The 21,670-nt window shown below is 72.7% G+C and carries 23 protein-coding genes; 8 read left to right on the forward strand and 15 right to left on the reverse strand.

Annotated features, from left to right (window positions below; translation table 11 throughout):
* Positions 1-9: 9 nt before the first annotated feature.
* Entirely contained in the window at positions 10-1,353 is a 1,344-nt protein-coding gene (locus tag B9W62_RS02900; RefSeq protein WP_087804880.1) for a S1 family peptidase, read from the forward strand.
* Between the two features lie 70 nt (positions 1,354-1,423).
* Here the strand turns inward: B9W62_RS02900 and B9W62_RS02905 are convergent, their stop codons facing one another.
* The 3 genes from B9W62_RS02905 to B9W62_RS02915 all read right to left on the reverse strand — a co-directional run bounded on the left by B9W62_RS02905 (position 1,424) and on the right by B9W62_RS02915 (position 3,439).
* Complete coding sequence (locus B9W62_RS02905; protein WP_087804882.1) at positions 1,424-1,609, reverse strand: hypothetical protein; 186 nt, start codon at positions 1,607-1,609, stop codon at positions 1,424-1,426.
* A 178-nt stretch (positions 1,610-1,787) separates the two neighbouring features.
* The gene (locus B9W62_RS02910; protein WP_087804884.1) at positions 1,788-2,483 is read right to left on the reverse strand and encodes a L,D-transpeptidase family protein; all 696 of its coding nucleotides are present in this window, start codon (positions 2,481-2,483) and stop codon (positions 1,788-1,790) included.
* A 155-nt stretch (positions 2,484-2,638) separates the two neighbouring features.
* On the reverse strand, positions 2,639-3,439 hold the full coding sequence (locus B9W62_RS02915) for an SDR family NAD(P)-dependent oxidoreductase (protein WP_087804886.1): 801 nt from the start codon (positions 3,437-3,439) through the stop codon (positions 2,639-2,641).
* 49 nt (positions 3,440-3,488) lie between these two features.
* Here B9W62_RS02915 and B9W62_RS02920 point away from each other — a divergent pair, with 49 nt between their 5' ends.
* On the forward strand, positions 3,489-4,028 hold the full coding sequence (locus B9W62_RS02920) for a hypothetical protein (RefSeq protein ID WP_087804888.1): 540 nt from the start codon (positions 3,489-3,491) through the stop codon (positions 4,026-4,028).
* Here B9W62_RS02920 and B9W62_RS02925 read toward each other — a convergent pair.
* The 4 genes from B9W62_RS02925 to B9W62_RS02940 form a co-directional block, all read right to left on the reverse strand.
* Positions 4,012-4,938, reverse strand: a complete 927-nt coding sequence (locus B9W62_RS02925; protein WP_087804889.1) for an SDR family oxidoreductase — start codon at positions 4,936-4,938, stop codon at positions 4,012-4,014. The genes B9W62_RS02920 and B9W62_RS02925 overlap by 17 nt on opposite strands.
* A 161-nt stretch (positions 4,939-5,099) precedes the next feature.
* Positions 5,100-5,729: an MBL fold metallo-hydrolase gene (locus B9W62_RS02930; protein ID WP_087804892.1), complete on the reverse strand. Its 630-nt coding sequence runs from the start codon at positions 5,727-5,729 to the stop codon at positions 5,100-5,102.
* The gene (locus B9W62_RS02935) at positions 5,729-6,817 is read right to left on the reverse strand and encodes an S-(hydroxymethyl)mycothiol dehydrogenase (RefSeq protein WP_087804895.1); all 1,089 of its coding nucleotides are present in this window, start codon (positions 6,815-6,817) and stop codon (positions 5,729-5,731) included. Before B9W62_RS02935 ends, B9W62_RS02930 begins: the two co-directional genes overlap by 1 nt.
* 130 nt (positions 6,818-6,947) lie before the next feature.
* Positions 6,948-7,232, reverse strand: a complete 285-nt coding sequence (locus B9W62_RS02940) for a hypothetical protein (RefSeq protein ID WP_087804897.1) — start codon at positions 7,230-7,232, stop codon at positions 6,948-6,950.
* Positions 7,233-7,412: 180 nt separating this feature from the next.
* Between B9W62_RS02940 and B9W62_RS02945 the strand changes: the two genes are divergently transcribed.
* Positions 7,413-7,778: a nuclear transport factor 2 family protein gene (locus B9W62_RS02945; protein WP_087804899.1), complete on the forward strand. Its 366-nt coding sequence runs from the start codon at positions 7,413-7,415 to the stop codon at positions 7,776-7,778.
* A gap of 33 nt (positions 7,779-7,811) precedes the next feature.
* Here the strand turns inward: B9W62_RS02945 and B9W62_RS02950 are convergent, their stop codons facing one another.
* The gene (locus B9W62_RS02950) at positions 7,812-8,822 is read right to left on the reverse strand and encodes a CU044_5270 family protein (protein ID WP_087804901.1); all 1,011 of its coding nucleotides are present in this window, start codon (positions 8,820-8,822) and stop codon (positions 7,812-7,814) included.
* Positions 8,815-9,396, reverse strand: coding sequence for an RNA polymerase sigma factor (locus B9W62_RS02955; RefSeq protein ID WP_087804903.1), 582 nt, complete (start codon positions 9,394-9,396; stop codon positions 8,815-8,817). The genes B9W62_RS02950 and B9W62_RS02955 overlap by 8 nt, the downstream gene beginning before the upstream one ends.
* A 105-nt stretch (positions 9,397-9,501) precedes the next feature.
* Here B9W62_RS02955 and ctaD point away from each other — a divergent pair, with 105 nt between their 5' ends.
* Together ctaD and B9W62_RS02965 are read left to right on the forward strand one after the other, a co-directional pair.
* Positions 9,502-11,118 carry an aa3-type cytochrome oxidase subunit I gene (gene ctaD, locus B9W62_RS02960; protein ID WP_087804905.1) on the forward strand — a complete coding sequence of 539 codons (1,617 nt, stop codon included), beginning with the start codon at positions 9,502-9,504 and terminating at the stop codon, positions 11,116-11,118.
* Positions 11,115-11,480 (forward strand): hypothetical protein, encoded by a 366-nt coding sequence (locus B9W62_RS02965; RefSeq protein WP_256976168.1) that lies wholly within the window; start codon positions 11,115-11,117, stop codon positions 11,478-11,480. The genes ctaD and B9W62_RS02965 overlap by 4 nt, the downstream gene beginning before the upstream one ends.
* Here the strand turns inward: B9W62_RS02965 and B9W62_RS02970 are convergent, their stop codons facing one another.
* On the reverse strand, positions 11,481-12,143 hold the full coding sequence (locus B9W62_RS02970; protein ID WP_087804907.1) for a TetR/AcrR family transcriptional regulator: 663 nt from the start codon (positions 12,141-12,143) through the stop codon (positions 11,481-11,483).
* Positions 12,144-12,345: 202 nt separating this feature from the next.
* Here B9W62_RS02970 and B9W62_RS02975 point away from each other — a divergent pair, with 202 nt between their 5' ends.
* Positions 12,346-13,599, forward strand: a complete 1,254-nt coding sequence (locus B9W62_RS02975; RefSeq protein WP_087804908.1) for a YncE family protein — start codon at positions 12,346-12,348, stop codon at positions 13,597-13,599.
* A gap of 240 nt (positions 13,600-13,839) precedes the next feature.
* Here the strand turns inward: B9W62_RS02975 and B9W62_RS02980 are convergent, their stop codons facing one another.
* Positions 13,840-14,340 (reverse strand): metallophosphoesterase family protein, encoded by a 501-nt coding sequence (locus B9W62_RS02980; protein ID WP_087804910.1) that lies wholly within the window; start codon positions 14,338-14,340, stop codon positions 13,840-13,842.
* Positions 14,341-14,478: 138 nt separating this feature from the next.
* Here B9W62_RS02980 and B9W62_RS02985 point away from each other — a divergent pair, with 138 nt between their 5' ends.
* Positions 14,479-15,063, forward strand: a complete 585-nt coding sequence (locus B9W62_RS02985; RefSeq protein ID WP_087804912.1) for a hydrolase — start codon at positions 14,479-14,481, stop codon at positions 15,061-15,063.
* Positions 15,064-15,100: 37 nt separating this feature from the next.
* On the opposite strand, the gene rfbB is transcribed toward B9W62_RS02985, so the two are convergent.
* The 4 genes from rfbB to B9W62_RS03005 form a co-directional block, all read right to left on the reverse strand.
* Positions 15,101-16,075: a dTDP-glucose 4,6-dehydratase gene (rfbB, locus tag B9W62_RS02990; RefSeq protein ID WP_087804914.1), complete on the reverse strand. Its 975-nt coding sequence runs from the start codon at positions 16,073-16,075 to the stop codon at positions 15,101-15,103.
* A gap of 157 nt (positions 16,076-16,232) precedes the next feature.
* The gene (locus B9W62_RS02995) at positions 16,233-16,409 is read right to left on the reverse strand and encodes a hypothetical protein (protein WP_087804916.1); all 177 of its coding nucleotides are present in this window, start codon (positions 16,407-16,409) and stop codon (positions 16,233-16,235) included.
* A 184-nt stretch (positions 16,410-16,593) separates the two neighbouring features.
* A complete protein-coding gene (locus B9W62_RS03000) occupies positions 16,594-19,089 on the reverse strand; it encodes a SpoIIE family protein phosphatase (RefSeq protein WP_087804918.1) in 2,496 nt (831 codons plus the stop codon).
* A gap of 404 nt (positions 19,090-19,493) precedes the next feature.
* The gene (locus B9W62_RS03005) at positions 19,494-20,792 is read right to left on the reverse strand and encodes a S1 family peptidase (protein WP_087804919.1); all 1,299 of its coding nucleotides are present in this window, start codon (positions 20,790-20,792) and stop codon (positions 19,494-19,496) included.
* A 582-nt stretch (positions 20,793-21,374) separates the two neighbouring features.
* Between B9W62_RS03005 and B9W62_RS03010 the strand changes: the two genes are divergently transcribed.
* Positions 21,375-21,590 carry a hypothetical protein gene (locus B9W62_RS03010; RefSeq protein WP_003978108.1) on the forward strand — a complete coding sequence of 72 codons (216 nt, stop codon included), beginning with the start codon at positions 21,375-21,377 and terminating at the stop codon, positions 21,588-21,590.
* Positions 21,591-21,670 lie beyond the last annotated feature (80 nt).

The raw sequence follows: 21,670 nt of genomic DNA on the forward strand, positions 1-21,670 counted from the left end.
AGCGCACGCATGAGGCACGCACGACGACGCATCGTCCGGCGAGTGGCACGGCTGGCGGCCGTCGGCGGACTGCTGGCCGGCTCGGCGATGGTCGCCCACGCCGGGGCGAGCGAGCCCCCCGGCGCCTCCGCGGCGCCGCGCACCCTCGCCCGGACCGCGTCCGGCGCCGGCGCCGGCCTCGTCTCCCGGCTGGGCACCGACCGTACGGCGGGCCACTGGGTCGACTCCGACGGCCGGCCCGTGGTGGCGGTCACGGACGAGCGCACCGCCGAGGCGGTACGGCGGGCCGGGGCCACGGCGAAGCGGGTGCGGCACAGCATGTCCGAGCTGAGGTCGGCGACCGCCACGCTGCGTGCGGCGCCCCGGGTCTCCGGTACGGCCTGGGCACTGGACTACCGCTCGAACGAGGTGGTGGTGCGCGGCGACCGCACGGTCTCCGGGTCCGACTGGTCGCGGCTGACGGGTGTCGCGGAGGGCATCGGCGGGTTCGTCCGGATGGAGCGCACCGAGGGCGCGTTCACCACCCGGCTGAACGGCGCGGAGCCGATCCTGTCCACGGCGGGGCGCTGCTCGGCGGGGTTCAACGTGACCGACGGCACGAGCGACTTCATCCTGACCGCGGGCCACTGCGGGCCCACGGGTTCCGTCTGGTTCGGCGACGGCCCCGGTGCCCGGCAGGTCGGCCGGACGGTCGCGGGGAGCTTCCCCGGGGACGACTTCTCCCTGGTCGAGTACGCGAACGGCAAGGCGGGCGACGGAGCCGACCTGGTGGCGGTCGGCGACGGCAAGGGCGTGCGGATCACGGGGACGGGCGAACCGGCGGTCGGACAGCGGGTGTTCCGCAGCGGGAGCACCAGCGGGCTGCGCGACGGCCGGGTGACGGCACTGGACGCGACGGTCAACTACCCGGAGGGCACGGTCACCGGCCTGATCGAGACCGATGTGTGCGCCGAGCCCGGGGACAGCGGCGGACCGATGTTCTCCGAGGGCATCGCGCTCGGCGTGACGTCGGGCGGCAGCGGCGACTGCGACAAGGGCGGCACCACCTTCTTCCAGCCGCTGCCGGAGGCGATGAAGTCGCTCGGGGTACGGCTCGTCGGCTCCGGGCAGCAGGACGACGCCGCGGGCACCTCGGCGACCGCGCCGCCGGGCGCCGCGGCCCCGGGGGCGTCGGCACCCGTGACGGGCGTCGAGGGTTCGACGCTGCTCGCCCGGCTCACGGACCGCAGGAACGTCGGACCGGGGCTGCTGATCGTCGCGGGCAGCCTGGTGGCGCTGGTGGCCACGCGGTGGATCCGGGCGGAACAGGACCGCAAGGCCTACCAGCGGCACTACTCGGCGACGTGGGGCTGACCGGGGCGGTACGAGGGCCGGGGCCGTGGGGCTGCCGGGGGCCGGGACGGCGAGGAGGCTCGGGCGCCGGTCAGGCGGCGTTCACGGACTCCGGGGCCGCGTTGGCCCACTCCATGACCAGCCGCTGGTACTCCGCGCGCTGCTCGACGCTCAGTGTCCCGCCCGACCGGAGCCACAGGGCCCGGATCTCCTCGTTGACCTCGGCAGCCGATCGCTCGGAGGAGGGTTCAACAGTGGTGGACATGCTGTGAAGCATACGGCGCCCGGCGTGAAGACGATGTGAGTAATCGCGAGCCAAACGGACAAAACGGACCGTGTTACTGATCACGTCGATGGTCCCATCTGTCAAGACCCACGGGCGAGTTCGTTCCCGCCGGATGTGTCCTGCCGCACACGGCCCGCCTGTTCACATCCACGCCGGGCGCCGGTCTCCGTCAGGTGCCCGGCTTGCGGCCGTACACGTAGACGTCGTCGCCCTTCTTCAGCAGCGACCAGTACTTCTTGGCGTCGGTCTTCGTCATGTTGACGCAGCCGTGCGAACCCGGCGGGCTCCACACGCTGACGCCGACGGAGTGGAAGGCCTGGCCCCCGTCGAAGAACTGGCTGTAGGGCATCGGCACGTGGTAGATGGTCGAGACGTGGTCGATGTTGCGCCAGTAGACCTTCTTCAGGCCGGTGCGGGTCTCGTACCCGTTGCGCCCGGTGCGGACCGGCACCGGCCCGTACACCAGCTTCTTTCCGTCCTGGATCCAGCTCAGCTGGAGGCTGAGGTTCACACAGGCGATCCGGCCCTTGTTGGTGGGGCACTTGCCGGATTTGTTCGGATTCTTGCCGACGGCCTTCTGCTTCGTCATCAGGTCCATCACCCCCCAGGTGACGGGACCCGCGTAGCCGGCGTTCGGCTGGATGCCGTGCTTGGTCTGGAAGGCGCGGATGGCCTTGCAGTCGGCGGTGGACTGCTTGCCGTCGGCCTTGCGGCCGAGGAACTTCTCCACCTTCTTCTGGTACGGACCCGCCTTCGCGGTGCAGCTCGCGGCCTGGGCCGGAGCCGCCGTGAGTGCGAGTGTGAGCGGTGCCACCAGTGCGGTGACCCCGAGTGCGACGGCTCCCCGTCTGCGTATGTCCCCCATGGCCGGTCATGCCTTTCGCGTCGAGGCGGTGCGCGGTGCGGAAGGTCGCCTTCGTGCGATCCCGGCAAGCTAGACCGCCCTCCGGCGGCTTTGGTTGCGCGCCGCCGACCGCCGCGACGCAACCGTGACAAACACCACCAGGTCCTCCTCGTCCGTCAGTCCGGGACCTCCGTCTCCCGGACGGCACGCCGGAAGCCGGTGTTGACGGCGGTCAGGCCGCCGTCGACCGCCAGGGTGGTCCCGGTGATCCAGGAGGCGTCGTGCGAGGCGAGGAAGGCGACGGCCGCCGCGACGTCCTCGGGCTCGCCGACCCGGCCGAGCGGGTAGAGGCCTCGCACCGCCGCCAGTTCCTCGTCCCGGCCCTCCCAGGCCGTGGTGCGCACCGTGCCCGGCGTCACCAGGTTGACCCGGACGCCGCGCGGGGCCGCGTGTCCGGCGAGGGTGCGGGTCAGCGAGGCGAGACCGGCCTTCGCGGCGCTGTAGGCGTGGTTGCCGAAGTCCTGGACCCCGTTGACCGAGCCGATGCTCACGATCGCGCCGCGCCCGGAGGCCGCGAGGTGGGGCAGGGCGGCCCGGCAGCAGCGGTAGGCCCCGGTGAGGGTGACGTCGAGGTCGCGGGCCCACACCTCGTCCGGTTCGTCCTCGAAGAGCGGGGCGTCGGGCGTGCAGGCGAAGGCGTTGTTGACCAGCACGTCCAGGCCGCCGAAGATCTGCACGGCGTGGGCGACGGCCGCCTCCACGGACGCCCGGTCACCGACGTCGCAGGCGAACGCGGCCACGTCGAGCCCTTCGTCCGCCAGCCCTTCCGCCCTGCGCCGCGCCGCCGGGAGGTCCACGTCGGTCAGCAGCACCCGGGCCCCCTCCGTGGCGAGCCGGCGTGCGGTGGCCGCGCCGATGCCCCGGGCCGCGCCCGTCACGAGTGCCGCGTGGTCGGTGAACCGCCTGGTGTCCGTCATGGCCCGACCGTACTGCCGCGACGATCACAGCGGCAGATAGCGTGCGGTCATGTCCGCGTTCCTGCAACAACTCCCCGCGCTCCTGGGCGTCGTCATCGGCGCCCTCGGTTCCTATTTCGCCGTGGTCCGCAGCGACCGCGCCCGGTTCGACCGGGAGACGGCGGCCCGCTGGGAGGAGCGCAGGCTCGCGGTCTACGCCGACTACGCGCGGACGCTGAAGACCTCCGTCACGCTGACGTACCGGGTGGCCGCCCACCTCGGCAACGACCCGCACCCGCATCCGCTGGCCCCCGCCGAGGCCGCACCCGCCCAGGCCGAGGCCGCCCTCGCCCGCGACCCGGCCGGTGAGGCACTGCTCCTGCTGGGCAGCAAGGACGTGGTGGAGAAGGCGCGGGTCTGGGTGGTGGCGGTCATGGAGATGGAGCGCTTCCTGCGCGAGGAGTCCCACGACCCGGCGGCCTGGCGGGCCCTGCTGGAAGGGCAGCGCGCCGCACGCGAGGGCTACTACACGGCCGTACGGGAGGACCTGGCGCTGCCGCCGGGGCACGGCGCCCGGTGGCCGCTGCCGCCCGTCAGCGGTAGCCGGTGACGTCGGCGGGTTTGTCCGCGTCCTGCACCTCGACGAGGTACCGCCAGGCGTCCGGGCGGCTGCCGTCGAGGTCGGTGAAGCCGTACTCCTGGGCGAGGCCGCCGCTGGACAGGGACTGCCCGTTGAAGCGCGCCACGCCCGGGTCGGCGGCGAGGGCGGCGACCGCGCGGCCCACGTAGCGGGGCGTCTCGGAGATGGCGAAGTGCGGGACGCGGTCCAGGGCGTCGCGCCAGTTCTCCTCGCGTACGCCGAAGTGGTCGAGCATGATCTCCGAGCGCAGCCAGCCGGGGGTCAGCGCGACGGCCGTGGCACCGCGCGGCCCCACCTCGTGCCCGAGGGAGAAGGCCATGCGCAGCACGGACGTCTTGGCCAGGTCGTAGAAGAACGAGTTGCGGTAGTGGTCGCGGTTGTAGGCGTCGGTGCCGTCGGTGACCTCGACGACGAGTCCGCCGGGGCGGCGCAGCAGCAGCGGCAGGGCGTGGTGGCTGGTGATGGCGTGGGTCTCGACGGCGAGCCGCAGCAGCCTGAGTCCCTTGTCGAGGTCGTGCTCCCAGACCGGGCTGTCCCACTCGAAGAGCGTCTCGCCGCCCCAGATGTCGTTGACCAGGACGTCCAGCCGGGCCTGCTCGCTGGCGATGCGGTCGACCACGGTCGCGACCTGCGCCGGGTCGAGGTGGTCGGCGGGTACGGCGATGCCCCGGCCGCCCGCCTCGGTGACCAGGTCGGCGGTGTCCTCGATCGCCTCGGGACGGTCGTACTCCGAGCGCCGGGCGCGGGTGCTGCGGCCGGTGACGTAGACGGTGGCGCCCGCCGCGCCCAGTTCGACGGCGATGCCCCGTCCGGCGCCGCGGGTCGCCCCGGCGACCAGTGCGACCCTGCCTGCCAGCGGACCTTTCGGTGACCCTGTCATGTCCGGCTCCCGTCCTCTCCCTCACGTCCGCGCGCGCTCACGTTCCGCACTGGCTCACGTTCCGCACGAGCGATGTCGTGTTCGAGAGTGCCCGGGAAGCCGGACATCTTCTGTCACCTTTTGCCGCGTGTCCGGGACGATCTCGGCCGCGACCGCCCGGGTCAGTGCCCGCGCTTGATCCACTCCTGAAGGTGCGGGGCCTCGGCGCCGATGGTCGTGGAGTCGCCGTGGCCGGTGCGGACCTCCGTCTCGGGCGGGAGGACCAGCAGTTTGTCCCGGATCGAGTCGATGATCGTCGGGAAGTGGGAGTAGGACCGGCCGGTGGCGCCGGGGCCGCCCTGGAAGAGGGTGTCGCCGGTGAAGACGGTGCCGAGGCCGGGGTCGTAGAGGCAGACCGCGCCGGGGGCGTGGCCCGGGGTGTGCAGGACGGTCAGGTCGGCGCCGGCGGTCTCGATGACGAGGCCGTCGGTCAGCCACGCGTCCGGGTCGCGGTCGGGGTGGGTCTGCTGCCACAGGGGCAGGTCGTCGGGGTGCAGCCAGATGGTGGCACCGGTGCGCTCGGCGAGCGCGGGGGCGGCGCCCACGTGGTCGTTGTGGGCGTGGGTGCACACGATGGCGGTGAGCCTGCGGTCGCCGACGGCCTCGGCGATGGCGTCGGCGTCGTGGGCGGCGTCGATGACGACGACCTCGTGGTCGTCGCCGACGAGCCAGACGTTGTTGTCGACGTCCCAGGTGCCGCCGTCGAGGCTGAACTGGCCCGAGGTGACGAGGCGTTCGATGCGGGCGGACATCAGAGCACCACCACCGAACGCAGCACGTCGCCGGCGTGCATCCGGTCGAAGGCCTGCTCCACCTGGTCCAGTTCGATGGTCTCGGTGACGAACTTGCCGAGGTCCAGGCGGCCCTGGAGGTGGAGGTCGATGAGCATCGGGAAGTCGCGGGAGGGCAGGCAGTCGCCGTACCAGGAGGACTTGAGGGAGCCGCCGCGGCCGAACACGTCGAGCAGCGGCAGCTCCAGCTTCATCTCGGGCGTCGGTACGCCGACGAGGACGACGGTGCCGGCCAGGTCGCGGGCGTAGAAGGCCTGTCGGTAGGTCTCGGGGCGGCCGACGGCCTCGATGACGACGTCGGCGCCGAAGCCGCCGGTCAGTTCGCGGATCGCGTCGACGGGGTCGGTCTCGCGGGAGTTGACGGTGTGGGTGGCGCCCATGCCGCGGGCGGTCTCCAGCTTGCGGTCGTCGATGTCCACGGCGATGACCTTCGACGCGCCCGCCAGGTGGGACCCGGCGATCGCCGCGTCGCCGACGCCGCCGCAGCCGATGACGGCGACGGTGTCGCCGCGGCCGACGTTGCCGGTGTTGATGGCGGCGCCGATGCCGGCCATCACGCCGCAGCCGAGCAGGCCGGCCACCTCGGGGGCGACGGCCGGGTCGACCTTGGTGCACTGCCCGGCGGCGACCAGGGTCTTCTCGGCGAAGGCGCCGATGCCGAGGGCCGGGGAGAGTTCCTGGCCGGTGGCGGCGAGGGTCATCTTCTGCTCGGCGTTGTGGGTGTCGAAGCAGTACCAGGGCCGTCCGCGCAGACAGGCCCGGCACTTTCCGCACACGGCACGCCAGTTGAGGATCACGAAGTCGCCGGGGGCGACGTCGGTGACCCCGGCGCCGACCGACTCCACGACACCCGCCGCCTCGTGGCCGAGCAGGAAGGGGAAGTCGTCACTGATGCCGCCCTGCTTGTAATGCAGGTCGGTGTGGCACACCCCGCAGGCCTGGATCTTGACCACGGCCTCGCCCGGACCGGGATCCGGTACGACGATCGTCTCGATCCGTACCGGCTCGTCCTTGCCCGGTGCGATCACGCCGCGTACTTCCTGCGCCATGGTCCTGACCCCTTCTTCGGCCGTTCAGCGTTCCCCCAGACCCTACGCGCAAGTGATCGCGAAGGGGCAGGTGACGGGGCGGTTCACGGGGTCCGGCCGACCGACCGGACCCCGGCGGCCGGCGCGGGCGTCAGCCCAGGGCGGGGACGACGCCGAACACGGGCGAGACCAGGCCGGTGACCTGCTGGAGCTGCTGGAGGTCCTGTAGCCGGCTCAGCTGCTGGGACGGGAGCGGCATCCGCGCCCGGTCCTCGGCGGGCATGTCGTCGACCGCCAGCGAGTCGAGGGTGTTCGTCAGGCTGAGCTTCTGCGTGCCCAGCGCGCCCTGGTCGGCCGCGCTCGCCATCGGTGCGGCGAGGCCGGTGACACCGGCGGCGAGCCCGACGACGGCGACGATACGTCGTGTTGAGATCATGTCCTGAGCAACGCGGGCGCCCCGGGACGGACACGGGCGGCCGAAGCCGCTCACCCGTGAGGACCAGTGGCACGGGTGCCGTTGCCGAGGGCGCCGGAACGGAGGAACCTCGAAAGGAGAGGGCCGGGACGGCCCGTCCCCGCTGCGGGCCGCGGCCTTCGGACTCCGAAGGAGGTCGTCATGGGCACCACGGCAGGCCCCGGCTTCGACACCGAAGCGCTGCGCCGGGGCATCGAAGGAGAGACGGCGGCACCCCTGTTGTCGCTGTACGCGCGGGACGCGGAGGTCCGCATCGTCGACCGGTACGACCAGCCCAGCCGCCCCAAGGTCCTGCACGGCCGGGACGAGATCGCCGAGATGCTCGACGACGTCTACAGCCGCGACATGACCCACCGGATGGAACGCTGCGTGGTCCAGGGCGACCAGGTGGCGTTCAGCGAGGAGTGCACCTATCCGGACGGGGTGCGGGTCCTCGCCGAGTCGATGCTGTCGTTGCGCGACGGCGAGATCGTCGAGCAGACCATGATCCAGGCCTGGGACGAGTAGTCCCGGGCCCACCGGGGGCGGTCGGGGGCCGGGTCAGCGTGTCCAGGCGCTGTACTCCATGACGTCGCCCGCCGCGACCGCGTACTCCGGCTGCGCCTCGGTGAAGGTGGTCTCCAGTCCGAGGACGGCGCCGGTGTCCGGGTTCATGATCAGCATGCGGCGCACGCCGGTCACCTCGTGGACGTAGGCCTGGCTGTGCCGCCCGAGGCGGTCGGTGACCTCTCCGGCGGGCCGGAGTCCGCCGGTGTCCGCGAGGAGGCGGGCGAGGGCCGCCGACTCGCGGGCGCCCAGCGTCCAGTTGTCGAGGAGCAGGCCGGCCGCGTCGAGCAGCTGGGAGGTGTTCATCGCGTCGGTGTGCTGGGCCTCCTCCAGGTAGGCGCGCAGCCGGTCCGGGTCGTGCGGCGGACGGGAGTGGGGCGGGGCGTCGCTCCAGCTCGGCGGGTACGTCGTGGCGCTGATCACGTGGCCGTCCTCGACCCGGCGGGGGTTGCCGTCCGCGTCCTCGCCGATGACCGGGCGGCCCGGGTGGCGCGGGTCGGTGGCCACCACCAGCTCGGTGTGGCGGCCGTCGGCCGTCCAGCGCACCACACGCTCCTCGGGCAGGGTGATCGGGGGTGCGTCGTCGGACATGCCGAGGCTCCAGGTCTGTACGTGCGTGCCCTTGCGCAGGGCGGGTCCCCCGTCCGCCGCGGCGGTCTCGGCGCGCTCGGCGAGCAGGTCCAGCGGTACGGGCGTGGCGTCGGCGCGTACGACCAGCGGACGGGGCGCGGCGACGGCGGGCGGGGCGCTCGGGCCGCCCAGCAGCAGGGTCAGCGCGGTCATGGCGATCACGGCGGTGGCGGCGAGGCCCCAGGCCAGGCGTGCGCCGCGGTGGGCGGACCGGCGGCCGGCCGGCCGCCACCGGGACACCGGGGCGGGCGGGGGCTCGCGCAGCAGCCGGCGCAGGTGTCGTTCGCCGCGGTGGTCGAGCGGTCCGTCGGCGTACGGCGGAGCGTCGGCCGGCACCGGGTCGGCGCGGCGCAGGAGGTCGAGTTCGTCAGCCATGGCCGTGTTCCTTCGCGGGGGTGGCGTCGACGGCGGTCGCCGGATGCGGGCGGTGCGGGGCGGTGGCGGTGGCCGTGCCCAGGCGGTCGATCTCCGTTCTGAGCCGGGCGCGGGCACGGTGCAGCCGCATCGCCGCGGCCCGGCTGCCGCAGCCGAGGGCGACGGCCAGTTCGTCGACGCCGAGCTCCTCCCAGGCCGTCAGCCGCAGTACTTCCTGGTCCTTGGCGGAGAGCCGGGCGAGGGCCTCGTGCACCCAGCCGCCGGGTGGCTCCGCCTCGGGGCCCGAGGTGATGTGCCGCCCGTGCGCGGCGTCGTCGTTGCCCAGCCGGGCGAGGAGCCGGCGGCGGCGTCCCTGGCCGCGTACCGCGTTGGCCAGGCAGTTGCGTGCCACCCCGTACAGCCAGGGCAGCGGGGTGTGCGGCAGTTCCGCACGGCGGCGCCAGGCCACCGTGAAGACCTCCGCCACCACTTCCTCGACCTCGCCGGTGCGCCCGTCCAGCCGGCGCGCCACGTAGCGGCTGACCGCCCAGTAGTGCTCCCGGTAGGCAGCGGCGAAGATCTCGTCGTTGCTCATGTCCCGTATCTGTCCGGCACCCTCGTGATCGTCACGGGTGCTTTCGTGACGCTCGTCTCGTCCGTCGAGTGTGACGTGCGGACCGGGCACGGACACAGGCGGGGCGTGAGGAACCTCAAGAGCATCAAGTGGCTGACGACCACGGACCACAAGACGATCGGCACGTTGTATCTGGTGACGTCGTTCGCCTTCTTCTGCGTCGGTGGCGTGATGGCGCTGTTCATGCGCGCCGAGCTGGCCCGGCCGGGTCTGCAAATCATGTCGAACGAGCAGTTCAACCAGGCGTTCACGATGCACGGCACGATCATGCTGCTGATGTTCGCGGCGCCGCTGTTCGCGGGCTTCGCGAACTGGATCATGCCGTTGCAGATCGGCGCGCCGGACGTGGCGTTCCCCCGGCTGAACATGTTCGCCTACTGGCTGTACCTGTTCGGCTCGACCATCGCGGTGGGCGGGTTCCTGACCCCGCAGGGCGCGGCCGACTTCGGCTGGTTCGCCTACTCGCCGCTGTCCGACGCGGTGCACTCGCCCGGTATCGGCGGTGACCTGTGGATCATGGGTCTGGCCTTCTCCGGCTTCGGCACCATCCTCGGCTCGGTCAACTTCATCACCACGATCATCTGCATGCGCACGCCGGGCATGACCATGTTCCGCATGCCGATCTTCACCTGGAACGTGCTGCTGACCGGTGTGCTGGTCCTGCTGGCCTTCCCGGTGCTGGCCGCGGCCCTGTTCGCGCTGGAGGCCGACCGCAAGTTCGGTGCCCACATCTTCGACTCGTCCAACGGCGGGGCGTTGTTGTGGCAGCACTTGTTCTGGTTCTTCGGGCATCCAGAGGTGTACATCATCGCGCTGCCGTTCTTCGGCATCGTCAGTGAGATCATCCCGGTCTTCTCCCGCAAGCCGATCTTCGGCTACATGGGTCTGATCGGCGCGACGATCGCGATCGCGGGTCTGTCGGTGACGGTGTGGGCGCACCACATGTACGTCACGGGCGGTGTGCTGCTGCCGTTCTTCTCCTTCATGACCTTCCTGATCGCGGTCCCGACCGGTGTGAAGTTCTTCAACTGGATCGGCACCATGTGGAAGGGCTCGCTGTCCTTCGAGACACCGATGCTCTGGTGCACCGGCTTCCTGATCACCTTCCTGTTCGGCGGTCTGACCGGGGTGATGCTGGCGTCGCCTCCCATCGACTTCCATGTGTCCGACTCGTACTTCGTGGTGGCGCACTTCCACTACGTGGTGTTCGGCACCGTGGTGTTCGCGATGTTCGCCGGCTTCCACTTCTGGTGGCCGAAGTTCACCGGCAGGATGCTGGACGAGCGGCTCGGGAAGATCACCTTCTGGACGCTGTTCGTGGGCTTCCACGGCACCTTCCTGGTCCAGCACTGGCTGGGCGCGAACGGCATGCAGCGCCGGATCCCGGACTATCTGGCGGTGGAGGGGCTGACGGCGCTCAACACCGTGTCGAGTGTCTTCTCCTTCCTGCTCGGCATGTCGATGCTGCCGTTCTTCTACAACATCTGGAAGACCGCCAAGTACGGCAGGAAGATCGAGGTGGACGACCCGTGGGGCTACGGCCGTTCGCTGGAGTGGGCGACCTCCTGCCCGCCGCCGCGGCACAACTTCCGCACGCTGCCACGCATCCGCAGCGAATCCCCCGCCTTCGACCTGCACCACTCCCCCACGGCCGACGCGGAGCGGGAGCTGATCCACCGGTGACCGGCGGGGACAGTCTTCCCCCGATCGCCCGGGCGCTCGTCGGCGAGATCGAGGGCCATCTGCTCGTCGCCGCCGCCCGTGCGGAGGGGCGTACGGCCGCCGCGCGCTTCACGGCGCCCTTCGACTGGCTGGGCGACGCCCGGCGCCGGGAGGTGGAGGAACGGTTCGAGGCCGAGTACCTCACCCTGGCCCGGACGTCCTGGCAGCGCACGGCCGAGCGCGCCGGGCGGCTGCGCGGGGAGTACGAGGAGCGGTACCGCGCGCTGCGGCGCCGGCTGCTGGCCGGATTCCTGCTGGGGGCGTGCGCGGTGTTCGGGTGCGCGGGTGTCCTGGTCGCGGTCCTGGGTGCGGGGCGCGGGTAGTCAGCGCGCCGTCGGGCGCCAGTCGGGTGGGCGCAGCAGGGCCAGGAGCTGGCGGACCAGTTCCTCGACGACCTCGTCGAGGGTGGCGTCCACCCAGCCGGCGCTGTAGTCGTGCAGGAGGCCGTTGACGCCGCCGATGAACGCGGTCGCGCCGAGCCGGTAGTCGCGGGACGCCGCCTCCCCGCGTGCGGCGGCCGCCCGGGCCTCGGCGCAGATGAGGTCGACCCAGCGGGCGCGGCGGGCCAGCCGTTGTTCCTCCAGGCGCGGGCTGACCCCGATGATCTCCACGAAGGTGATGCGCACGCGGCGCGGATCGGCGGTGACGTCGGCGGCGTAGGCGCGGAAGATCGCGGCGGCGCGCTCGGGGAGCGGCAGGTCGCGGGTGGCCTCGGCCGCGGCGCGGACCGCGTCCTCGGCCCATGCGTTGACCTGGAGGTGGAGCGCGGCGAGCACGTCCTCGAGGGTGCGGAACTCCTCGTAGAACTGGCGGGTGGACAGGCCGGCGGCGTCGCTGAGGGCCGCGACGGTCGTGGCGCGGTAACCGGGGGTGTCGCCGAACAGCTGGAGCGCGGCGTCGAGGAAGCGCCGACGGCGTTCGGCCTGGCGCTGCGCGGCCGATTTGCCGCCGTAGCGGCCCGTCGGCGTCCTGAGCCTGCCCGCCACCCGCTCGCCTCCCTCGCGCCAACTCCCCGCCCCACACCCGATTTTGTCGTGTCCGCGGCCTTGTGGAGAAGGGCACCCATTCCTTACTTTGCAGTAAGTTGACTCTGAAAGCGGCTGTGTTCAGATTGCGCGCTCCATCGCTCCCATCGCTCCAGCGCTCCATGGCTCCCCACACCCCACCCCCCTGCCGGAGGAGAGCAGCATGCCCGCGTTCACGACCAGGCACCTCGGCGCCGTCGCCGCCGCCCTCGCCCTCACCGTCGCCGCACCCGCCGCCACGGCCTCGGCCGCCCCGGACGCCCGCGCCGGCCTGCGTGAGGTGATGTTCGTCGGGAACAACTGGGACGGCACCGCGGACGTCATCCGGTCCACCGGCGACTTCGCCGGGATCGGCCGGATCGACGTCGTCCCGGACAAGGCGGAGCGGATGGCGGAGATCAACGCCGACCCGATCAAGTGGATCTACTTCCAGGCCATCCGCAACGGCGTCGGCGAGGGCCACGACCAGCTCGTCGACGACATGTACTCCACGCCGGACGGCACCTCGGTGGTCGTCTCCCGCCCGAGCTTCGCCGACGTCGTCTCCATCGACCTCGCCACCGGCGACATCGACTGGCGCTTCCCGGTCTCGGGGTACCGGTCCGACCACATGGCCGTCTCCCCCGACGGCACCCGGGTCGCGGTCTCGGCGTCGACCTCCAACACCGTGCACGTCCTGGACATCGAGACGGGTGAGCAGGTCGGCTCGTTCGCCACCGGCGACAAGCCCCACGAGAACATCTTCAGCCGCGACGGCCGGTACATCTGGAACATGTCCATCGGCGAGGTGAACACCGCGCTCGACGCCCCCTGGCTCGACTGGACGAAGGGCGACCGGCGCATCACGGTCGTGGACGCGAGGACGTACGAGCGGGTCAGGGTCGTCGACATGCGCGAGCGGCTCGACGCGATCGGCCTCGGCGACCACTCGGACGCGGTGCGGCCCGCCGTCTTCTCGCCCGACGAGTCCACGCTGTACTTCCAGGTCTCGTTCTTCAACGGCTTCTTCGAGTACGACGTCGCCACCGACCGGATCACCCGGACGAAGACCCTGCCGAAGAACCCCGCCACCAGCGAGGACCGCACCACCTGGGTCAACGACTCGCGCCACCACGGTCTGTCCATGAGCCCGGACGGCGCCAGGATCTGCGTCGCCGGCACGATGGACGACTACGCGACGGTCGTCGACCGCGACACGCTGCGGGAGGGCCCGCTGGTGGCCGCGGCCAAGCCGTACTGGGCCACGGTCAGCGGCGACGGCAGGCACTGCGTGGTCTCCGAGAGCGGCGCCGACCAGGTCACGGCCATCGACTTCGCCACCGGCGAGAAGTCGGCCTCCGTCCCCGTCGGCGACCACCCTCAGCGGGTCCGGATCGGCCATGTCGCGGCGGACTGGACGGGCCCGTCGGCCGGCTGAGACACCGCGCGGTCCGGGCCCGGCAGGTCGTTCCCGTACGCATGTGTGAGCCCGCCCGGCAGGGGTAGTCGCCCGGCAACGGACGAGGCATGCATGCCCTCGCGACGACTGCCCCGGAAGGAGGTCCGTGACAGCGCACTCCAGAAGACGCGCCCGGGCCGCTTCCTCCGACACGGAGCGGCCCGGTCCGCACCGGGCGGTGCCCTCACGGGTGCCGCCCGTTCCACTGTCGGCCTCCGCTCACCGCGGCGGCAGCCGGTGCAGCTCGACGTCCCCGAGGCGGCCGTCGGCGACCGTGGCGGTCAGGTAGGTGCGGTAGGGCTGACGGCGCCGGTCGGTGGGCGACCCGGGGTTGAGCAGCCGCAGGCCGGTGGCCGCGGTGGTGTCCCAGGGGATGTGGCTGTGCCCGAAGACGAGGACGTCGAGGTCGGGGAAGCGGGCGGCGACGCGGGCCTCCCGCCCCTGAGCGGCACCCGTCTCGTGGACGACCCCGAAGCGCAGACCGCCGAGGTCCGCGTACGCCACCTCGGGCAGCCGGGCGCGCAGCTCGGGTCCGTCGTTGTTGCCGTGGACGCCGACGAGTCTGCGGCTGCGACTCTCCAGCAGGTCGAGGGTGGCCGTGTCGACCCAGTCCCCCGCGTGCAGGACGACGTCCGCGCGCGGCAGCTCCGCCAGCAGCGGCGCGGGCAGTTCCCTGGCCCGCTTGGGCAGGTGGGTGTCGGACGTGATCAGCAGACGCACATCGTCCAGTTTAATCGACAGGTAAAACTGTGCAGTCTCAGCTGGACAGCCTTACCTGTCGAATTTACGGTGGGATTCGATCGCGACCGGACCGTGCGAGAACCACCCGTGTGAGAACCATCCGAAAGGCACCACCTCATGAGCGTCACCGCCCTGGACCCCCGCACCGCTCTCGTCGTGATCGATCTTCAGGCCGGCATCGTGGCCGCGCCCACCGAGCCGTACTCCGGCGCGGAGGTCGTCGCCCGGAGCGTCGAGCTGGCCGACGCCTTCCGGGCCCGCGACCTGCCCGTGGTGCTGGTCCGGGTCTCCTTCGCCGCCGACGGGGCGGACGCCGTGCCCGGGCGCACGGAGGCCGGTGGGGCCGGCGGCCCGCGGCCCGAGGGCTGGGACGTCATCGTCGACGAACTGGCCGGGCACCCCGGTGACCTCACCGTCACCAAGCGCAACTGGGGCGCCTTCCACGGCACCGGCCTCGACGTCCAGCTGCGCCGCCGCGGCGTCACCCAGATCGTGCTGACCGGCATCGCCACCAGCATCGGGGTGGAGTCCACCGCCCGCGCCGCCCACGAGCACGGCTACCACGTCACGCTCGCCACCGACGCCATGAGCGACATGAGTGCCGAGGCGCACCGGGGCAGCGTCGAGCGGATCTTCCCTCGCCTGGGCGAGACGGGCACGACGCGGGAGATCCTGGACCTGCTCGCCAAGACGCACGGCTGACGGCCCGGCCCCGGGGTGACCCCGGGGTCACCCCGGGTCACCCCGCGTCGGTGTGCCGCTTGAGCGGCTCCCACCAGTCCCGGTTGTCCCGGTACCAGGCGACGGTCTCGGCCAGCCCGGTCGCGAAGTCGCGCCGGGGGCGGTAGCCCAGCTCCTCGCGGGCCTTGCTCCAGTCGACCGAGTACCGCAGGTCGTGGCCCTTGCGGTCGGCGACGTGCACGATCCGGTCGGGGCCCGCCCCGCAGGCGTCGAGGAGCAGAGCGGTGAGGTCCCGGTTGCTCAGCTCGGTGCCGCCGCCGATGTTGTAGACCTCCCCGGCCCGGCCCCGGGTGCGCACCAGGTCGACGCCCCGGCAGTGGTCGTCAACGTGCAGCCAGTCGCGGACGTTGCGGCCGTCCCCGTACAGCGGGACCCGGCGGCCGTCCAGGAGGTGGGTGACGAACAGCGGCACCAGCTTCTCGGGGTACTGGCGCGGGCCGTAGTTGTTGGAGCACCGGGTCACCCGTACGTCGAGGCCGTGGGTGCGGTGGTACGAGAGGGCCAGCAGGTCCCCGGACGCCTTCGAGGCGGCGTACGGGGAACTCGGCCGCAGCGGGTGCTCCTCGGTCGCCGAACCGGACTCGACGGACCCGTAGACCTCGTCGGTGGAGACGTGCACGAAGGTGGCCACGCCGTGGCGCAGGGCGGCGTCCAGCAGGTTCTGGGTGCCGACGACGTTGGTGAGGACGAAGTCGGACGCGGCGTGGATCGAACGGTCGACGTGGGACTCGGCGGCGAAGTGCACCACCTGGTCGGCCCCGGCGGTCAGCTTGTCCACGAGCGCCGCGTCGCGGACGTCGCCGTGTACGAAGTCCAGCCGGGGATGGCCGAGTTCGAGGTTGGCGGTGGTCCCGGCGTAGGTGAGGGCGTCCAGCACGGTGATCCGCGGTGCCCCGGGCGGGTCGGAGGCGAGGAGCCTGCCGACGTACCGGGAGCCGATGAATCCGGCGGCGCCGGTGACCAGGATGTTCATGAGCGGTTCCGTGCCTTGCTGGGGTCGGGGCGGGCGGTGCGCGTGATGCCCGGGACGCTACCGGCGTGGCCCTTCTCGCCCGCGACCGGCCCCGAACGCGCACCGCGCCGGCACCGGGGCCGGCGCGCTGGGCGGGGTCACCGCCCTCGGGGCTCGCTCAGTCCTCGCCCCGGACGATGTTCGACTCCTGGCCCGGTTGCGGTGCGCGGGTAGCGCCGTCCTCGACGGCCGGCACCCAGGTGCGCATCCCGCCCCTGCTCCGCAGGCGGCGGGCCTTCGACCAGCCTGTCTCCAGCCGACGGACGGCGGGTTTGCCGCCGGTGTCCGTGGTCACGGGGCATCATCTTCCTTCTCGTTCTGCATCGGTGCGCTCGCCATTCCGGGTCCCCGGGCGGGGCACCGCGAAACACCGGGCACATGTGTCCCGCGGTGCCCAGGTGTTGGGGCCGGGCCGCGCTGATGTCGTGGGGCAGCCGGGCGGGTACCCGGCGGTGCGGTGGCCGAACCGGCCGGGGCGTTCAGCCTCCGCCCACCGGGATCTCGCTCCACACCTGCTTGCCCCCGCTGACCGGCAGCGTCCCCCAGGTCGCCGACATCGCCTCGACGAGGAGGATGCCGCGCCCGCCCGTGGCCTCCCAGCCGATGCTGGTCGGTTTGACGGGTGTACGCGGCGAGGCGTCGGCGACCGCGACGCGCAGCCGGCCGCTGATCAGGGTGAGGTCGAGCCGTACCTTGCCGTCGGTGTGCACCAGGGCGTTGGTGACCAGCTCCGAGACGATCAGCAGGACGCCGTCGATGTCGTCGTCCGGTATGTCCCAGATGCGCAGGGTGCGCCGGGTGAAGCGGCGGGCGTGCCGCACGGCCTCCGGCAGCCGCCACACCGACCAGCTCTCGCGCAGCGGGCGCAGGGCCATGCCGTCGTAGCGCACCAGCAGCAGGGCGACGTCGTCGTTGCGCCGGGCGTTGCCGAGCAGGGCGTCGGCGACGAGTCCGAGGTGGGCGGGGGCGGAGACGGCCAGGGCGTGTGCGAACCGGTCCATGCCCTCGTCGATGTCGGACTCCGGCGTCTCCACCAGGCCGTCCGTGGTGAGGGCGATCAGCGTGCCGGGCCGCAGCCGCAGCGGGCTCATCGGGAAGTCGGCCTGCGTGACCACGCCGAGCGGCGGGCCGCCCTCGACCTCCGCGATCTCCGTGCTGCCGTCGGGGTGGCGCAGCACCGGCGGCAGGTGCCCGGCCCGCACGCACCAGGCGGAGCCCTCCTCCATGTCGAGGTCGACGTAGACGCAGGTGGCAAAGAGGTCGGTCTCCATACCCGTCAGCAGCCGGTTGGCGTGGGACACCACCACGTCCGGCGGGTGGACCTCGACGGCGTAGGCGCGCAGGGCGGTGCGCATCTGGCCCATCAGGGTGGCCGCGCCGGCGCTGTGGCCCTGGACGTCGCCGATGACCAGGGCCACGTGGTGGTCGGGCAGCGGGATCACGTCGTACCAGTCGCCGCCCAGCTCGAGGCCCGCCGTGCTGGGCAGGTAGCGGGCGACGGCGACCGCGCCGGGCAGCTTCGGCAGCCGGCGCGGCAGCAGCTGGCGCTGGAGCATGCCGACCAGTTCGTGCTCGGCGTCGAAGGCGTGGGCGCGCATCAGGGCCTGGCCGGCGAGACCGGCGGAGGCGGTGAGCAGGGCGCGCTCGTCGGGGCCGAAGTCGTGCGGCGTGTCCCAGCCGATCAGGCAGGCGCCGGCCATGCGGCCGCCGGCGGGCAGCGGCAGCACGGCCAGGCCGCCGGGGCCGACGTCGGCGAGGGCCGGTTCGACGTCGTCGGTGCCGGCGGGCCAGATCCGGGCGCGGCCCTCGCGCAGCGCGGCGGCGAGGGTGGGCATGGCCCGTACCGGTGCGTCGGGCCACTCGGTGCGCCACTCCAGGCGCCACAGCTCGGGCCAGGACTCGGGGTCGGGCGGGTCGAGGACGGTGACGACGAGCCGGTCGTTCTCCAGCTCGGCCAGCGCGATGCGGTCGGCCCTGAGCGGTCTGCGCAGGGCGGCGACGACGGCCTGGCTGACGTCGCGGACGGTCCCGGCGGTGGCGAGCGCGGCGGCGAGCTGCTGCACGCGGGCGACATCGGTCACGTCGGGGCGCAGCGTGGAGGCGTCGGCGACGGTGCCGACCAGGAGGGTCGGCCTGCCGTCGCCGCCGGGCAGCAGGCGCCCGCTGAGCCGCAGCCACTTCGGCGGACCGGTGGGCTGTAGCACACGGAACTCCAGCTCGCGCTCGCCGATGCTCATGTGGTCGGACTCGGTCACCGACATCAGGGACGGCAGGTCCTCCGGCACGGTGAGGCCGAGCAGCGTCTCGACCTTGCCGTCGAACTCCCCGGGGGCGAGGCCGAACAGGCGCAGGATGTCGTCACCGACCTCCGCCCGGCCGGTGTCCATGGCCAGGGTGAAGGCGTCCGGCCGGAGCGCACCGCCCTCGACGTGCTCGGCGGTCTCCACGGTCTCGGCCGGGACCGGGCAGGTCATCGCCTCGGCGATCACCTCGAGACACGCACGGTCGTCGGCGTCGAACCCGTCCGGGCGCTCGGTCAGGGCGAGGAGGCAGCCGCCGCCGTCTCCGCGCACGGGCAGGACGGCGAGCGAGAAGCCGCTCGACGGCACGTGCCGCGACTCCGCCGATCCGGCGAACTCCTCCGGCCCCATCCACACCGCCTCGCCGGCCCGGTGGGCGTCGGCGACCGGGGAGCCGCCGGAGGCGGGATAGCTGTCGCGTACGCCGTACAGGGTGCGGGGCACTCCGGCCGACTCGACCAGGCAGAGCAGCTCGGGGTCGTCGCCGGGCGCGTAGAGGGCGGCCAAGGAGGCGCCCGCGAAGACCAGGGCCTGCTCGAGGATGCCCCGCAGGCGCTGCTCCGGCTGCGGGCCGGCCGCGATCGCCTTCAGGGCGCCCTCGGCACGCAGCGTCCTCGGTCCGCGTTCCGCAGCGCCCTGACTGACCACGTCGCCATTACAGCGCTTATAGGACATCTGCGCAGCCCCTACGGCTCGGGTACCGGCGATCAGGAGCACTTCGGGGGCTCGCGGACCGGCATTGCGCGCCGCGGTGCGGCGGGACGCACTCGTGGGGCGGGGGCGGGCACGGTCGGGCAGGGGCGGGTACGGCACGCGGCGCGGCGCCGCGCGAGGTACCGCGAGGCGGTCCCGGGCCCGGTGGCCACTGGTGCGCGAGGGCGCGGGGCGCGGGTGCCGGGTGCGCGGGTGCGCGCGAGGGAGGGGCACGGACCGTCGGGCCCGCCCGGGGGCTCCCGCCGCCCGGGCCTTCGGCCGCCGGATCGCCGCCCGGTCCCGTCGGCGGGGGTCCGGGCGGCGATCCGTGGGCCGTGGTGTCAACCCGTGGTGTCAGCCCATCAGCCCATCAGCCCATCAGCCCGTCAGCCCGTCAGCCCGTCGGTCCCGTCCCCGCCGCCGACCGCCGCACCGTCGCCGGTCTCACCGACACCGGACCCGTCTTCAGAGCCGACACCGGACCCTTCACCGGAGCCGTCACCGGCATCGCCGACGTCTCCTGCACCACCTGCCCCCTCCTCCCCGGCACCCGCGCCGGCGTCCTCGCCGCCGAGGGTGGCGCCGACCGCCTCCAGGGCCGTGGTGACCGGCTGGAAGAAGGTCTCGCCGCCGACCGTGCAGTCACCGCTGCCACCCGAGGTCAGGCCGATCGCGAGGCCGTCCCGGGTGAACAGGGAGCCGCCGCTGTCGCCCGGCTCGGCGCACACGTCGGTCTGTATGAGGCCGGTGACGGTGCCCTCGGGGTAGTTGACGGTGGCGTCCAGGCCGAGGACCTGGCCGTCGGCCAGCCCGGTCGTACTGCCCATGCGAAAGACCTCCTGGCCGACCGTCGCCTCGGCGGGCCCGCTGATCGGCAGGGTCTGGTCGCCGAGGTTCACCTCGCTCGGCGCCTCGGTCGCCGGGTCGTCGTAAGTGACGAGTGCGAAGTCGCCCTCGCCGGGGAAGACCGCCTGGTCGACGGTGCCGACCGGCTGCCCGCCCTGCGCGTCGGACCACTGGTCGGCCGCGACCCCGCAGTGACCGGCCGTCAGGAAGGCGGGCGAGCCGTCGCCCGCGGTGACGTTGAAGCCGAGCGAGCAGCGCGCACCGCCGCCGAAGATGGCGTCGCCGCCCGACGCGAAGGTCTTGAAGGTGCCGGCGGACTTCCTGACCGTGGCCATGCCGGAGCCGAGGCCCTCGACGGTGGACTCCAGCCGGTCCCAACGGTCGCCGGTGACGGTGCGGTCCGCGGTCACCAGGATCTTGTTGGTGCGCGGGTCGATCGCCCACGAGGTGCCCGGGATGCTCGCCTCGGACTTCAGGGTCTGCGCGCCGCTCCTCAGCTCGCCCATGCTGTGGTCGACCTCGCGCACCTCCGCGCCCGCCTTCTCGGCCTGCGTGACGACCTGGTCGTCGCCGCCGGGGACGACGTTGACGACCAGTTGCCGCGCGGCGGCGTCGTAGTAGGAGCCCGCGAAGGTGTCGCCGAGCAGCCCGGCGAGCCGTACGGCCAGATCCGACGCGTCCGCCGCCTTGAGGGTCCTGGGCGCGGCCGGGGCGTCGTCGGGGGAGCCGCCGTCCTGCGAGGCGTTGGCGTTCGGCAGCAGGATCGCGGCCGCGCCGAGCGCCACCACACCGCCCGCCGCCATCGCGGCCCTGCGCTTCGGGATTCGCTTGTGACTCAACCTGCTCGACCTCCTGGGACCGGGGTTGGCACCCGCCGGTCCGGCAGCTGTTGGGGGGCGCCCGGACGGCTGTTGGTACGCACGGGCCGCCCCGGACGTTCAGCCGGACCCCCGCCCCGCCCCCGGCCGGCACTCTCCGCGTCCGATCGGCGACGCACCGTTCCGATCACGGAGCGGAATGACCGCTTCAGTGAATCTGCACATCGAATGCCCAACCCGGTCACTCCCGTTGGCGCATCTGCACAAGCCGGAGGCGGCCCGTACGTCTTTGGGGCCGGAGTGTCCCAATCGCCTCCCCGGAGGCAAGGGGTCGCACGAGTCGATGTCGCGCAGCGTGTGAAGAAGTCGCCGCGAAGGCGTGCGCGCTCCTGCACGCTTGGGTGCCCGGGCGTCGCAAGTGCGCTGGTGAGAGGGGTGATTGATTGGAAGCCCGGCCCGGTCGCGTGCTTTGATCCATCGCACCGCGGGGGCCGCGGAGGGCTCGGGAAACGGGCGCCCGGCGCCCGCGGTCGCGGCCGTCATCTGTCCCCAGAGGGGGCCGCTCCCCCCTTGTGAAATGGCTATACGAAGGGAAGTTCCATCATGAACTCCACCCCCCAGGTTGAGACCGTCGAGATCTCCGACGCCGACCTCGACAACGTCTCCGGCGGCCTGAACGTGAACGCCGTCGGCACCGTCACCGGCCTGGTGGACGGCATCGCCCCGGTCTCCGGCCTGCTCAACACGGCCGTCGGCACCGTCGAGGGTGTCACCGGCCTGAACACCGCCCCGGTCACGGGCCTGGTCGCCGGTCTCTGATCGCGCCCTTGCGTCGCTGAGTCCCGGAGCCGTCCAGGCTCCGGGACTTTTCGGCCGTTCCCGACTTCCCGACGTTCTCG

This window comes from Streptomyces sp. CS113, assembly GCF_002188365.1.
GTDB classification, from domain to species: domain Bacteria; phylum Actinomycetota; class Actinomycetes; order Streptomycetales; family Streptomycetaceae; genus Streptomyces; species Streptomyces tendae.